The 14,113-nt window shown below is 71.8% G+C and carries 14 protein-coding genes and 1 pseudogene; 7 read left to right on the forward strand and 8 right to left on the reverse strand.

What is annotated here, in order from left to right; genetic code table 11:
* Positions 1-5: 5 nt before the first annotated feature.
* From JSY14_RS07870 to JSY14_RS07880, 3 genes are all read right to left on the reverse strand, one after another.
* Positions 6-488 (reverse strand): hypothetical protein, encoded by a 483-nt coding sequence (locus JSY14_RS07870; protein ID WP_259558205.1) that lies wholly within the window; start codon positions 486-488, stop codon positions 6-8.
* 95 nt (positions 489-583) lie between these two features.
* On the reverse strand, positions 584-1,741 hold the full coding sequence (locus tag JSY14_RS07875) for a phosphotransferase family protein (RefSeq protein WP_259558206.1): 1,158 nt from the start codon (positions 1,739-1,741) through the stop codon (positions 584-586).
* A gap of 231 nt (positions 1,742-1,972) precedes the next feature.
* Entirely contained in the window at positions 1,973-2,254 is a 282-nt protein-coding gene (locus JSY14_RS07880; RefSeq protein WP_259558208.1) for an NAD(P)-binding domain-containing protein, read from the reverse strand.
* Between the two features lie 136 nt (positions 2,255-2,390).
* Between JSY14_RS07880 and JSY14_RS07885 the strand changes: the two genes are divergently transcribed.
* From JSY14_RS07885 to JSY14_RS07895, 3 genes are all read left to right on the forward strand, one after another.
* Positions 2,391-3,266, forward strand: a complete 876-nt coding sequence (locus JSY14_RS07885; RefSeq protein ID WP_259558209.1) for a sulfite exporter TauE/SafE family protein — start codon at positions 2,391-2,393, stop codon at positions 3,264-3,266.
* Positions 3,267-3,460: 194 nt separating this feature from the next.
* Entirely contained in the window at positions 3,461-4,828 is a 1,368-nt protein-coding gene (gene gdhA, locus JSY14_RS07890) for an NADP-specific glutamate dehydrogenase (RefSeq protein ID WP_259558210.1), read from the forward strand.
* Between the two features lie 7 nt (positions 4,829-4,835).
* Positions 4,836-5,393 carry an O-acetyl-ADP-ribose deacetylase gene (locus JSY14_RS07895; protein WP_259558211.1) on the forward strand — a complete coding sequence of 186 codons (558 nt, stop codon included), beginning with the start codon at positions 4,836-4,838 and terminating at the stop codon, positions 5,391-5,393.
* Here the strand turns inward: JSY14_RS07895 and JSY14_RS07900 are convergent.
* The 3 genes from JSY14_RS07900 to JSY14_RS07910 form a co-directional block, all read right to left on the reverse strand.
* Positions 5,380-5,949, reverse strand: a complete 570-nt coding sequence (locus JSY14_RS07900) for a cysteine hydrolase family protein (protein WP_259558212.1) — start codon at positions 5,947-5,949, stop codon at positions 5,380-5,382. The genes JSY14_RS07895 and JSY14_RS07900 overlap by 14 nt on opposite strands.
* Entirely contained in the window at positions 5,946-7,421 is a 1,476-nt protein-coding gene (locus JSY14_RS07905; RefSeq protein ID WP_259559630.1) for a purine-cytosine permease family protein, read from the reverse strand. Before JSY14_RS07905 ends, JSY14_RS07900 begins: the two co-directional genes overlap by 4 nt.
* A 350-nt stretch (positions 7,422-7,771) precedes the next feature.
* Entirely contained in the window at positions 7,772-8,851 is a 1,080-nt protein-coding gene (locus JSY14_RS07910) for an NYN domain-containing protein (RefSeq protein ID WP_259558213.1), read from the reverse strand.
* 172 nt (positions 8,852-9,023) lie between these two features.
* Here JSY14_RS07910 and JSY14_RS07915 point away from each other — a divergent pair, with 172 nt between their 5' ends.
* The 4 genes from JSY14_RS07915 to JSY14_RS07930 all read left to right on the forward strand — a co-directional run bounded on the left by JSY14_RS07915 (position 9,024) and on the right by JSY14_RS07930 (position 11,843).
* Complete coding sequence (locus JSY14_RS07915) at positions 9,024-9,974, forward strand: NAD(P)/FAD-dependent oxidoreductase (protein WP_259558214.1); 951 nt, start codon at positions 9,024-9,026, stop codon at positions 9,972-9,974.
* Positions 9,975-10,041: 67 nt separating this feature from the next.
* Positions 10,042-10,359, forward strand: a complete 318-nt coding sequence (locus tag JSY14_RS07920) for a TusE/DsrC/DsvC family sulfur relay protein (RefSeq protein ID WP_259558215.1) — start codon at positions 10,042-10,044, stop codon at positions 10,357-10,359.
* Between the two features lie 61 nt (positions 10,360-10,420).
* Positions 10,421-11,041 (forward strand): DsrE/DsrF/DrsH-like family protein, encoded by a 621-nt coding sequence (locus JSY14_RS07925; protein ID WP_259558216.1) that lies wholly within the window; start codon positions 10,421-10,423, stop codon positions 11,039-11,041.
* A 139-nt stretch (positions 11,042-11,180) separates the two neighbouring features.
* Positions 11,181-11,843: a TetR/AcrR family transcriptional regulator gene (locus JSY14_RS07930; protein ID WP_259558217.1), complete on the forward strand. Its 663-nt coding sequence runs from the start codon at positions 11,181-11,183 to the stop codon at positions 11,841-11,843.
* Positions 11,844-11,849: 6 nt separating this feature from the next.
* Here JSY14_RS07930 and JSY14_RS12565 read toward each other — a convergent pair whose 3' ends face one another.
* Positions 11,850-12,161 carry a glycoside hydrolase family 95-like protein gene (locus JSY14_RS12565; RefSeq protein WP_432803655.1) on the reverse strand — a complete coding sequence of 104 codons (312 nt, stop codon included), beginning with the start codon at positions 12,159-12,161 and terminating at the stop codon, positions 11,850-11,852.
* Positions 12,138-14,107 (reverse strand): annotated as a pseudogene (locus JSY14_RS12570) (glycoside hydrolase family 95 protein); the annotation flags it as partial. The gene JSY14_RS12565 and the pseudogene JSY14_RS12570, both read right to left, overlap by 24 nt.
* Positions 14,108-14,113 lie beyond the last annotated feature (6 nt).

The following is a 14,113-nucleotide window of genomic DNA, read 5'->3' on the forward strand; positions in this document are numbered from 1 at the left end:
GCGGCTCAGCCCTCCTCGCCCTGGTTCATCACCAGCAGCTCCTGACCACCGTCGGTCTCCGAGGCCTCCACGGTCCACGTCACGGTGGGGCCGTCCTCCGGGGTGACGGCGCACGCCGACGACTCGTCACCCTCCACGGCCGAGAGGCGGTCGCTGCACAGCACCTCCAGTGACCCGCGGACATCCTCCGGCAACGGCGCCTCGTCCTGGAGCAGATCCTCCAGGTCGCCGGAGTCCAGGGGGTCATCGACCTGGAGGGGACCGAACTGGGCGCCCACCTCACTCAGCATGGCGGTCTCGGAGTCCCCACCGCCGTCGCTGGGTGCGGGGGCGGGGGCTGCGGGCGCGGAGCTCGACGGGGCCGCGGTGCTGGGCGGGGGAGTCCAGTTCGCGTCGGGATCGGGCTCCGAGCAACCGGCCAGGGCGAGGGCGGACAGGGCGACGACCGCGGACTCGAGGAGGGGACGGGCGAAGGGTCGAAGGGGCATGACGACTCCTGGGCTGAGGGGATCAGGACGGGAGAGGGTGCAGAACGGCAGGCATGAGGAGAGTGCCCCACCGACCGGTGGGGTCCCCCTCGGGGTCAGTGTGACCGGTCGGCCGGGTGCAGCGCCAGACGGGCGGTCACCGCCTCGCGCAGGGTCGGCAGCAGGCGGGCGTGCATCGGGTCCGACGACGCGCGGGTGGCCACGTGCAGCAGCATGCTCGTGCGTTCATACGCCTCCCATCCACGCATCCGCAGCAGCAGCTCCTCGCAGCGCTCCGCGAGGTCGCTCGGGTGTGGTGTCTGCGCGCCCCGGGCCTGCGCCCCCGCCCGCACGTACTCCTCCACCAGCAAGCGCCAGGTCTGCTTATCCCCGGGCAGGTACCAGGGGTCCACATGGATCGGGCCCGCAAGGATCTCCAGGTCACGGGCGGGATCATCCGCGCGGGCCCACTCCAGGTCGATGAACCTCGGCCGGGCGCCGAGCGCCCCCGCCTCCGCGTCGGACTCCCACACCACGTTCGTGGCGCACAGGTCCCCGTGGGCGACGACGAACTCCGCACAGGGTCCCGCCAGCTCGTCCACCCGCTCGACGACCGCCAGGGCGGCATCGACCAGAGGCGCGAGGCCCTCCCGGGTGATGACCTCCGGGGCACGACGGCACTGGCCCTCGAGGGCCGCGCGGGCCTCCGGCAGCAGCGGCAACGGGCCGGGGGTGACGTCGGCCAGCGGGTCGGGGCCCAGGCGCAGGGTCCCGCGGCCGGGCATGGCCACGGTGTGCAGTCGCGCCAGCGTGCGAGCGTGGGCGCGCAGATGCTCGGGGGTCCACCGGGCGGGAGGGAGGATGCGACCCGGCTGGGCGGTGGTGACGAGGACCGGGACTCCGAGCGGGGAGGTGGCCGGATCGTCGTGGACGGCGACGGCGACGGGCACGATGTCGCCCACATGGCGCAACTGGGTGAGGGCGGCGGCCTCCGCGCTGCGGGGGGCGGCCGGAGCGGCCGGGTCGCGGGGCACGCGGACGATGAGGGTCTGCTGCTCCCGGGGGCGCAGCTCCCACGCGGCGGAACTCTCCCCGACCCCCAGCAGGCGCACCTCGGCACGAGGGTCATCGGGGGGAGCGCACAGCAGGCTGCCCTCGGCCCAGGTCGCGAGGATGCGCTCGCCCATCGCGGGGGAGGTGGGCGGGGGTGCGTCGGGGGAGGGGTGGCGGGACGGCGCGGCGCTGCACGGTGTCTCGCTCGACGGCGCTGTCATCACAACGGGGCCTCCTCGCCTGGGTCCGTCCAGTCTACGGACCGGCAGGCGGGGAGGCCCTGGGGGATGGGGTGTGTCCGGCGGGTCAGGCCTGCAGCAGCTCGCGAGCGCGGGCCGGCGTCGGCACCTCATCGTTCAGGACGCCGAAGGGGTGCAGGTCTCCCAGCACCTCGATGCGCAGCGCGGAATCGACCCCGCCCACGCGGGCCGGGGTGAACCCGGCCGCGGTGATCAGACGATCAGACGCTCGGCCTCCTGGGCGGCGGGGTCGTCTTCGGTGGCGGCGGAGCCGAGCTGCGCGGCGAGGTCCTCGGCCTTGGCGCGGGTGCGGTTGGCCAGCACCACGGACTCCCCACCCTCGACGAGGTGGTGGGCGACGCTGCGGCCGATGTTCCCGGTACCGATGATGGCGACAGTCATTGAGGTTCTCCTTCTGGTCGGCGACCGAGTCGCGAGGGCTCGAGGTCGGAACGGAGGGGCCGGAACCGGCCCGACGCGTCGATAGCAGAACATTCAACTACTTCGGTGCAAGGGGGTCGGGAACGTGTGACGGGCGAGACGTCCGCTCCGACCTGTGGGGCGCCCCCGCGGCTTCGTATCATGACCGCACCCGGACGCGACCCCCGGTGTCCGCGTGGAAGGAACCCCCATGGACCTCGCACTGCTCGCGATCGGGGTGGGCCTCGGCATCGGCGTGGTGGTCGGAGCGCTGGGCGCCGGCGGCGGCATCCTCGCCGTCCCGGTGCTGGTGTACCTGCTGGGCATGCGGCCCGCCGACGCCGCCGCCAGCAGCCTGGTCATCATGGGCATCACCGCGCTCGTCAGCTTGCGCCACCACGGGCGGGCCGGGAACGTCGCCTGGCGTGACGGCGTCGTGTTCGGGCTGGTGTCGGTGCTGGGCGCCGTGGCGGGAAGCCGGGTCTCGGTGCTGGTACCGCCGCGTGTGCTCATGGGCCTGTTCGGCGCCCTGCTGCTCGTCGTCGCCGTCACGATGCTGCGCAAGGGCCTCGCCACACGCCGCACGGAGCGGCGCCTGGCCGAGGCCGAGACCGCCCGGACCGACCCCGGGGAGGGGGCCGATGACGCCGCGGGTGATGAGGCGAGCGCCGACGCTCCTACCGTCACAGGATCCGTGGCCGCCGCGCCGCACCACGGTCCCAGCGTTCTCGGCGTCGCCGGGGCCGCAACCTTCACGGGCCTGATCACCGGGTTCTTCGGCGTCGGCGGCGGCTTCGTGGTGGTGCCCATGCTGGTGCTGGCCCTGGGCCTGGCCATGCGCCGCGCCTCCGGCACCTCGCTGCTGGTGATGGTGATCGTCAGCGCCACCAGTCTGCTCGCCCGGATCGGCACCGATGTGCATCTGGATTGGCCGACGACGCTGCTGTTCGCCGCGTCCTCGAGTGTCGGCGGGCTGATCGGCGGGCCGGTGTCGGCGCGGATGCGCCCCTCCACCCTCACCCTGGTGTTCTCCGGGTTGTTGGCGGTGGTGGCCGCGGTGACCCTCCTCAGCACCCTGCTGCGCTGAACCCCCGGGCAGTGCCCTGACGGGGCGGTGGTCGAGGGCGGGGTGGTCCACGGAGAGACCCTCGCCACGCGGAAGCGTCGGTCGCCGTGAGACACCCTGCGACGTGAGACGGCCCGTCCGTAGTATGGGACGGCGGCACGGGCGTCGCGCCCGTGCGCGCGAGCCCCTCCACCCCTGACGGAAGGAGCACCCCCATGTCCACCGGAGTCACCCAGCGCGTCCTCGAGACGGCCCTGGCCCGCAACCCCGGCGAGCCCGAGTTCCACCAGGCCCTGCGGGAGGTGTTCGAGTCGCTGGAGGTGATCGAGGGTCGCTTCCCGGCCCTCGAGGAGGCCCGCGTCCTCGACCGTATCGTCGAGCCCGAGCGGCAGATCATCTTCCGGGTGCCGTGGGTCGACGACTCCGGCACCGTGCAGGTGAACCGCGGCTTCCGCGTCGAGTTCAACTCCGCGCTCGGCCCGTACAAGGGCGGCCTGCGGTTCCACCCCAGCGTGAATCTCGGGGTCATTAAGTTCCTCGGGTTTGAGCAGATCTTCAAGAACGCGCTCACCGGGCTGCCGATCGGCGGCGGCAAGGGCGGCTCCGACTTCGACCCCCACGGGAAGTCCGACGCCGAGGTGATGCGCTTCTGCCAGTCGTTCATGACCGAGTTGCACCGCCATATCGGTGAGCACACCGACGTCCCCGCCGGGGACATCGGCGTCGGCGCCCGGGAGATCGGTTACCTGTTCGGCCAGTACAAGCGCCTGGCCAACCGCTGGGAGGCGGGCGTTCTCACCGGGAAGGGCCTCACCTGGGGCGGTTCCCTGGTGCGCACCGAGGCCACCGGCTACGGCGCCGCCGTGTTCGCCGACGAGATGCTGCGCGCCCGTGGCGAGTCCGCCGGTCAGGCTGACGACGGCCGCGGCGTCGAGGGCCGCCGCGCGATCGTCTCCGGCTCCGGCAACGTGGCGATCTACGCCATCGAGAAGGTGCAGCAGCTGGGCGGCACCGCCCTGACGGCCTCCGACTCCAGCGGCTACGTGGTCGACGAGGCCGGGATCGACGTGGAGCTGCTCAAGCAGATCAAGGAGGTCGAGCGCGAGCGGATCAGCGAGTACGCGGAGCGTCGCAGCGGTGCCCGCTTCGTCGAGGGCGGCTCCGTGTGGGACGTGCCCGGGGAGATCGCCCTGCCCAGCGCCACCCAGAACGAACTCGACGCCGACGCCGCCCGCACCCTGCTGGGCAACGGCCTGCTGGCCGTCTCCGAGGGCGCGAACATGCCGTGCACCCCGGAGGCCGTCGACCTGTTCCGCGAGGCCGGGGTGTCCTTCGGCCCCGGCAAGGCCGCGAACGCCGGCGGTGTCGCCACCAGCGCCCTGGAGATGCAGCAGAACGCCGCGCGCGACGCCTGGACCTTCGAGCAGACCGAGGAGCGGCTCACGCAGATCATGCGTGACATCCACACCACCTGCCTGGAGACCGCGGACGAGGTCGGCCGACCGGGTGACTACGTGGTCGGCGCGAACGTCGCCGGGTACCGCAAGGTCGCCGAGGCGATGCTCGCCCACGGAGTGATCTGAGCGGGTCATGACAGCCGCCATCACCCTGCACCGGGGCGACATCACCCGGGAGACCGGCGTGGACGCCATCGTCAACGCCGCCAACACCAGCCTGCTGGGCGGCGGCGGTGTCGACGGGGCGATCCACCGCGCCGCCGGCCCGCGGCTGCTGGCCGAGACCCGCACCCTCGGCGGCTGCGCGACCGGTGACGCGAAGATCTCCGGTGGCTACGACCTGCCGGTCGCGCACGTGATCCACACCGTCGGGCCCGTGTTCAGCGCCTCCCGCGCCGAGACGTGCGACCGCCTGCTGGCCTCCGCCTACCGGCGCAGCCTCGAGGTCGCGCACGAGAACGGGCTGCGCTCACTGGCGTTCCCGTCCATCTCCACCGGCGTGTACCGCTTCCCGGTGGAGCGGGCCGCCCGGGTGGCGATCGCGGAGGTGCTGGAGGTCAGCGCCCGCCTCGGCGATATCGACGAGGTGCGGTGGGTGCTGTTCGACGATGCGACCCTGCACGCCTACGAGCAGGCGCTCGCCGAGGCACTGCCCGGCACGGACGACGGGGCGGGGCTCAGCGCCGACTGAGGCGGTCCAGCACCGCGGCGGTGTCAGTGATCTCCACCTGCGGCGGGAACAGACCCATCGTGTGCACCGCGGCGGCGCCGTTGGCGGCGGTGGAGGCTGCGCAGGCGTCGACCGGGACCAGCACCCGCGCTCCCGCGTCGGCGGCCGCCAGCACCGTCGTGATCACGCAGCAGTCGGTCGAGACCCCCGTGACGATCAGATGCGGGGCCGGGCCGACGATCTCCCGCAGACTCGCATGCCACTTCCCGAAGGTCGGCTCATCGACCGGGGCGCGGGAGCTCAGCTCCGCCATGCCCGGCAGCAGGGCGTACAGCGGATCGGCCGCGGGCACGTCCGCGAACGGCCAGGCCGCGAAGTAGTCGCCCCACGAGGTGCTGCGGTCGGCCGTCGGCAGCCAACGGGTGAGGATCGTCCGCTCCGGGCCGACGGCCTCCGCGAGGTCGCGGATGTGTGGCTCCGCCTCGGCCCAGAACGGGGAGGCCCAGTCGGATGCCGGGTCGGCGAAGATCCGCTGCGGGTCGATCACCAGCAGCCAGGGTGCGGGGGTGCTGGTCATCGCCCCTCCGCGGGCAGCTCCTCCTGTCGGCGGATGCGACCACGCCGCGCCACCAGCGTCACGAGGAAACTCAGCACCAGCGCCAGCAGCACCCCCAGGTTCGCGTACGCCCAGTTGCCGTCCCAGTACGAGCCGGCCGGGTCCTCCACGAAGGTGCCCAGGCCCAGCGGCTCCAGCAGGTAGCCCTGCCAGTTGTTCCACGGGGCGTCGTCGGCGAAGGAGTTCACCACCAGGCCCCAGCCCAGGATCGAGGCCACCACGAAGGTCGCCAGGGAGATGCCGTCGAACGCGCCGTAGCGACCACGGGCATCGAACAGTGCGGCCTCGTCGTAGTCACGACGGCGGGTGAGGATGTCGGCGATGAGGATGCCCGCCCAGCTGGCGATCGGCACACCCAGGGTGATGAGGAAGCTCTGGAACGGGCCGATGAAGCTGGTCGCGAAGAACGCCACCCAGATGGTGCCGATGGTGAGGATCACGCCGTCGATCGCGGCGGCGGCCGGGCGCGGGATGCGGATGCCCAGCGACAGCAGCGTCAGCCCCGAGGAGTAGATGCCGAGCACCGCGCCGGAGACCAGCGTCAGCACCGCCACGATCCAGAAGGGGATCACCGCCCACAGCGGCAACAGGGTCATGAGCGCGCCGATGGGGTCGGAGCCGATCGCGCCCGACAGCTCCTCGTCGGAGCTGGCCAGCAGCAGACCGAAGATCACCAGCACCACCGGGGCGAGGGACCCACCGAGGGTGTTCCAGGCGACGATGGCGCCGTCGGAGGTGGAGCGCTTCTGGTAGCGCGACCAGTCGGCGGCGATGTTGATCCAGCCCAGGCCGAACCCAGTCATCACCATCACCAGGGCGCCGATCATCTGCTGGGGGGACCCGGCGGGTCGGGACAGCACCGCGGACAGGTCGATGTGCGGGATCGTCAGCAGCATGAACACGGTGGTCATGGCGCCGGTGGCCCAGGTGAGGATCGACTGCAGACGGATGATCGTGTGGTAGCCGAGCACACTGGCCGCGACGATCAGGGCCGCCACCAGGATCGCGGCGATGACGGTCACCACGCCGCCGTTGGAGGATTCACCCGCCACCCCGAGGGTGCGCAGCATCGTGGCGGTGGCCAGCACCGCGGTGATCGCGAGGCTGGTCTCCCAGCCGATGGAGGTGAGCCAGGAGATGATGCCCGGCACCTTCTGCCCGTGCACCCCGAAGGCGGCGCGGGAGAGCACCATCGTCGGGGCACTGCCGCGCTTGCCGGCGATCGCCACCAGGCCGCACAGCGCGAAGCTGATGATCACGCCGATGATCGACACGATCGTGGCCTGCCAGAACGAGATGCCGAAGCCCAGCAGGTAGCTGCCGTAGGTCATACCGAACACCGACACGTTCGCGGCGAACCACGGCCAGAACAGGTCAGAGGGTTTCGCGGTGCGCTGCGACTCGTCGATGATCTCGATGCCAGTGGTCTCCACCAGGCCCGCGCGGGGCGTTGAGAGCGGGGCACCGGCAGCGACGGGGGCGCCGTCCCCACCGGGGGCGGGCGAACCTACAGCGTGCGAACCGGGGGTGGAGGAGGTGCTCACGGGGACTCCGAGGAGGTCGGGGTCGCGCGCTCGGCGCGGCGACGGGCTTGATGCGGGGCGCACCGCACGTGACCGAGAGCGGGACGACCGCCACGGGGTGCGAGGCCCATTGTGGCGCGAGAGCGACCGGAGTGTCGTCTCGCGGGACATCCGGGGCGGGGCGCGTCGCGGCGGCCGGATGTGGGTCGCGGGCGGTGGGCGCCCCGGGCGTGTACCGGGGCGCGTGCCACCGACGCCCCTTAGTCCCTCGCGCGGATCAGACGCTCGTGGCCTGTCTCCTCCAGCTCGGCGATGTCCGCGTGGGCCTTCACGAAATCGGAGAAGCTGCGGAAACCCAGGGCCTTCTCGCTGAACGACGGATCCATGCGGCGCATGTGGCTCTTCACCGCGGAGCTGTGCAGCCACTCGCTGTCGCCGCGGTCGCCGATCTGCAGCGCCCGCCGGAGCAGCCGGGCGGCGACCTCCTGCGGGTCCTCCCGAGGGTCCTCCTCGTCGGCGTCCTCGGAGGGGTCGGGCAGGTCCGTCGGCGCTCCGGCGGGGCGGGTGGCCCGACGACGCCCGCGGCCGCGCCCGGATCCACCCTGCTTCTCCGCAGTGTCGGCCGATGCCGTGGCGGGTTCGGAAGCGGGCTCGACTGCCGTGTCCTGCTCTGGGGCAGTGGGGGTGGTCTCCTCGACCTCTGGGGCGCGCGTATCGGCGCCCTTCCCGCCGCGCCGGCCCCGGCCGCCGCGGCGGGGCTCCTCGTCCTGCGGCACCTCGACACCCGGCAGCTGGTCGTACGGTTCGAACTCGTCGCAGGCCGCGGCCAGGGACTTCGCGGTCGACCCGGTCACGCCCATACCCACCACGTAGCGGCCGAGGCGGCGGCAGCGCTGGGCGAGCGCCACATAGTCGGAGTCCCCGGCGACGATCACCACGTGCGTCAGCGCCGGGATGCGGAACATGTCCTCCACGGCGTCCACGGCCAGGCGGATGTCCGCGCCGTTCTTCCCGTACGCGGCCGCGGGGAAGAGCTGCACCAGGTCGACAGCGCGGCCCACCAGCTGCTGGCGATAGGTGGCGTTCACCGGCGCGGACCAGTCGGCGTAGGCGCGGGTGAGAGTCAGCGCCCCGAACGACGCCGCATAGTCGATGATCGCGCCGACGTCCACGGTGGCGGCGGCCAGCCGCTCGGCGACCTCCGGGTCGGTGATGTCCTCGGCGATGCGCTGTCGGTCGCGGCTGTAGGCGTGGCGTCCGTGGATCCGGTCGTACCAGGACATGACGATGTTGTCGAAGTCCAGGTAAACGGCGACGCGGGGATCGGTGGTGTCGGGCATCCTCCCAGTGTGACGGATGGGCGGGACGAGCGCTGCGGGGGCGTGAGGGGAGTCAGCGCGGGAGCGCCCGCGGACCGTCGTGGTGGGGCCCGCCACAGCGGGACGAAATACCCTGGGGGGCATATGGTCCGCGCCCTAGTCTGGCCACAGCGACGACGGCTAGAGGCCCGCTGTGAACACCCTCGTCATCATCGCCACCGGCACCCACACCGACCCGACCGAGGTGACCGGCATGGCCGAGGCGCTCGCCGCCGGTCAGGCCCACGACTTCTACTCCCTCGAGGGCTCCGCCGCGCTGGCACCGGTGCTGAAGAACCTCCGCCGGGGCAACCTCGTGGTGCACATCAGCGAGATGCCGATCAAGTGCCCGGTGGCGCCGATGGAGTTCGCCCTGTTGGCTCAGGACTACATGCGTCGCCGCGGCCGGATGTTCGACGTCGACATCACCTTCGTGACCCCGCTGGACGGTGCCTTCACCAAGCCCATCGCCTCCGCAACCCTCGCGAACCTGCTCGCGGAGCGCGGGATCCGGGTGGTGACCGACTTCCAGATCGCCGCCGTGGACGGCGAGGCGAAGCAGATCCGCTCCTATGACGACCGCGTCGTCGACTATGACGTGCTGGTGACGGTGCCGCCGAACCGCGGGGCGCAGGTGGTCGTCGACTCCGGTCTGGGCAACGACGCGGGCTTCGTCCCCGTCGACCGCCACACCCTGCGCTCCCTGGCCGACCCGGACATCTGGGTGATCGGTGACGCCACCGACGCTCCCACCTCCAAGGCGGGATCGGTCGTGCACTTCGAGGCCGACGCCCTGGTGCCGAACCTGCTCGCGGACATCACCGGGAAGCCGCTGCCGGAGACCTTCGACGGGCACGCCAACTGCTTCATCGAGTCGGGGCGCGGCCAGGCCATGCTGCTCGACTTCAACTACGAGCAGGAGCCCGTCACCGGGGTGTTCCCGCTGCCGGCCGTCGGCCCCCTGAAGCTGCTCGCACCGTCGGGTCTGAACCACCTCTCGAAGCTCGCTTTCGAGCAGATCTACTCGACGATGCTGATCCCGGGCCGAACGCTGCCGTTCCCGGCGCACATGTCGCGCGCGGGCAAGAACATCCCGCGCGACTGACACGGCCGCGGAACCGGCCCCTGCCGTCCCCGACCACCCCGACGATTCCCGCAGAAAGGCACACACCATGCCCACCAACACGTTCCTGGGTCGCCCCATCACCGTCAACGAGGAGGGCTTCCTCACCGTCCCCGAGGAGTGGGACGAGGAGCTCGCCGCGGAACTCGCCCGCATCGCCGGCTTCCCCGAGCTCAGCGACGCCCAGTGGGAGCTGATCCGCTTCGTCCGTCAGGACTACCTCGCCGAGGGCGCCGCACCCACCATGCGCCGCATGAACAAGGTCGGCGGGTTCGACATCAAGGCCATCTTCGAGATGTTCCCCGGCAAGCCCGCCAAGATCCTCGCCTACATCGCCGGCGCCACGAAGCCCGTGGCCTGCGTCTGACCCGGGCCTCCCCTCCACCGACACCCCGCACCGCCCGGCGGTGCCTCCGAAAGGACCCCCCATGCCCCTCGACGCCCACGGCAACATCATCCCGGACTTCGGCACGAACGCCGCTCGGTCCTCCGGGGCAACTCCGGATACCCCCTCCACCTCCGCCGCCGGTGCTGCCGCCGCGGCCGGCCCGCGGAAGATGGCCTTCATCTGCTCCAAGGGCAACCTCGACATGGCCTACCCGGCGCTGATCATGGCGAACGCGGCGCTGTCCGAGGGCATCGACGTCGACATCTTCTTCACCTTCTGGGGTCTGGACCTGGTGGACGTGCGCACCGCCGACTCCCTGAAGTTCACCTTCAGCGGCAACACCGCGATGCACATGCCGGAGCTGGAGCGCCTGCGCGGCGGGCTCGGCACCGCCTCCATGCCGCAGGCCCTCGCGGTGCTGCCCGGGGTCACCGGCTTCGCCACCCGCATGATGAAGAAGCAGATGGCCGACCTCGAGATCCCCACCGTGCGGGAGATGCTGGAGCAGATCTCTGCGATGGGCGGGAAGCTCTGGGCCTGCAAGCTCACGGTGGAGATGATGAAGATCAAGGAGGCGAACCTCGTGTCCGAGATCGACGCCATCATCTCCGCCACCGACTTCATCGAGAAGTCCGCGGGCGCTCAGATCGTGTTCGTCTGATCGCCACGTCAGGCGCCCGGTCCACGCCGCCCGCAGAGCGTCATGGATGGTGCGACCTGCAACGATGAGCGGTGCCCACTGAGGTGAGCACCGCTCACTCTGACCGCGGGGGCGTGCCGGATGCGGCACAATGGCGTCCATGACCCCGGAGATCACTGCTCACACCCGCGATGACGCCCGCAGTAGCACCCGTGCGCGTCTCCTCGCGGCAGCTCGTGATCAGCTCGCGGCCGGGGGTGCGTCGGCGGTGTCCACGCGGGCTGCGGCGCGCACCGCCGGGGTGGTCTCCTCCGCGGTGTTCCGGCATTTCCCCACCCGGGAAGCACTGCTCACCGCCCTGACGCATGAGGCCATCAGCGCCCTGAACGCGCACGTCGGTGCGGCGACCTGCGGTGACGACGGCCCCGACGCCTGGCGGCGAGCAGCCGTGGCCCTGCGGGACTGGGCCCTCGCACACCCCCATGAGTTCCACCTGCTGGTCGGCACCCCGGTGCCCGGTGCCCTGCAGGCCATCGACACCACCCCGACGCTGCTCACCCTCGCCGAGCCCTTCCTCGACGCGGTCCGCACCGCCCGACCCGCCCCCGTGCCGGCCCCCGTCGCGCAGGACATGGCGGAACTCCAGCGGGAGCATCCCTTCACGCCGCCCGCCGCCCTGGCCCTCGCCCTCGGCGGTCTCGCCCAGGTGATCGGGCTCCTGCTGCTGGAGCTCAGGGGATATGACCAGGGGCTGCTCGACCGCCCCGACGGGTTCTACGCCGCGGTGGTGGAGCAGCAGATCAGCGCGCTCGCGTTCCGGTGAGGCCCCTCAGCGCGGCCGCACCTGCACCGTGCGGCGCCGACCGTCGACGATCACCTCGACCGGCCCCGGGGTGGTGCGGTCGGCGATCACGTGCAGCGCGGTGACGCGTCCCTTCCGCCACGCACAGTCCACCCGGTACCCGCCGCGGGCGCGCAACCCCGTGAAGGATCCGCGCTCCGCCCACGCCTGCGGCAGCGCCGGCAGGACCCGGATCACCCCGTCGTGGCTCTGCAGCAGCATCTTCGCCACCACGGCGGGGATGCCCAGGTTGCCGTCGATCTGGAACGGGGGATGCGTGGCGAACAGGTTCGGATGCATCGAATACGTCAGCAGGCCGCGCAGCATCTCGTGGGCGCTGTCGGCCTCATCGAGCCGGGCGAACAGCGCGGCCCGCCACGGCCAGGTCCACGAACGCCGGGAATCCCCGCTCACACCGGCGGCGGTGACCACCTCGGCACCCCGCTGGCCGCAGCGTGCCTGGAGCGAGACCAGGGCGGCCCGCTGCAGCTCGGGCGGGGCCTGCGTGATCTGCCGCCCGGGATACACGGCGAACAGGTGCGAGGTGTGACGGTGCAGATCGGTCGGGTCGTCGCGGTCGGTCTGCCACTCCTGAAGCTGCCCCCAGGAGCCGATGCGGTTCGGCGCGAGATCCGCCTGCAGGACTGCGATCCGCGTGCGATGCTCCACCAGGTCCGCAGGCACGGGCACCGCATCGGCCCCCGTGCGGGCACCGGCCTCCTCGAGGGTGGTGGCCACCTCCTGCAGGTTCTGGAACAGGTCCCACACGATCTGCTGGTCGTGCATGGCGCCGTCCTCACGGGGCCCATGCTCGGGCGACCAGCCGTCGGGCACCACCAACAACCCGTCCTCCCGCCGCACCAGGCGGGCCTCCCACAGGTCGCAGATCTCCCGGATCATCGGGTAGGCGACCTCGGCGAGGAACCGGGGATCCGGCGTGAAGGCCGCGTGGTCGGCCACGTGCTGCATCAACCAGGCACTGGCCGGGAGGTTCCACTCCCACGCGTTCCCTCCGAAGACACTGACCGAGGTGCGGGTCGTCCACCCGGGGGTGTCCTCCCCGAAGGCGTGCCGTGTGGCCACGCGGCTGGGCACGGCGATCTCGCGCAGGAACCCGATCAGCGCCTCATGCGCCTGCGGCATGTCCAGCGTCTCCGCCGCCCAGTAGTTCATCTGCAGATTGATGTTCGTGTGATAGTCCGAGGCCCACGGCGGCTGATTCGATGCGTTCCACAACCCCTGCAGGTTCGCCGGCAGACCCCGGGGCGTGAGGAGCTCAGCAGCAGGTACCAGCCGTACTCCACCACCAGCCGCTCCAGGCCCGGATCGGAGACGCCCGTGGCGTAACGACGCAGACGGGCATCGGTGGGCAGGTCCTCGACCTCGGCACCGGCGCTGCCCAGGTCGAGCAGCACACTGCCGGTGAGAGCCTGCATGGCCCGCTCGTGATCGGCCCGCAGCGCCTCCCACTCACGCCGCGCGGCCGACGCCAGTCGGGCCTCCACGGCAGGAGCGGGGTCGGGGCCGCGCCAGTCGTCCGCGGCCGAGAGGGCGTAGTCCGTGCCGGCATCGATCACCAGGGTCACCTCGGTGGCGCCGGCGACTCGGAGGGCGGCGGTCGTCGTCGCGTCCCCCGGGACCGCGGTCACGGCGCCATCGGTGCGCCCCACCCGCACGGCGACCAGGTGCCGCAACCCGTTCGTGAGCGTGCCGGAGGCCCGCAGGGTGCGACCGTCGGCATCGGCGTCGGTCGGAGCGTCCTGCGCGGACTCGAGCGTGATCGCGGCATCGAGACCGCCGACCGCGGTGCTGTGCAGGTGCAGGAGGATCACATCGGTGTCGCGATGCGCGATGGCCTCACGGGTCACGACGGCCGGTCGGCCCTTCGCGTCGGTCGCGCCGGGAAGGGTGTACACGACGCGATGCACGCCGGTGCGGAGGTCGAGGCTGCGGCGGTAGTCGGAGACGGCAGAGAGGTCCGCGGCCCCCGAGGCCCCGCCGATCTCGACCCGCACCCTGCCCGTGTCGAGATAGCAGCCGAACCCGGTCACCGAGGTGTCGAAGGCCCAGTCGGGCTGCCCGGCGAGCGCGTTGTCGTAGTCGTTGATGCCGCCCCACAACGAATGCTCGTTGAGCTGGATCTCCTCCACCGCCGGGGCGCCGAACAGCATGCCCCCGAGGCGGCCGGTGGCGATCGGCAGGGCCTGCTTCTCCCACGAGGCGGCGGGCTGGTCGTACCACAGCACGGCGTG

The organism is Brachybacterium sillae, from assembly GCF_025028335.1.
GTDB classification, from domain to species: domain Bacteria; phylum Actinomycetota; class Actinomycetes; order Actinomycetales; family Dermabacteraceae; genus Brachybacterium; species Brachybacterium sillae.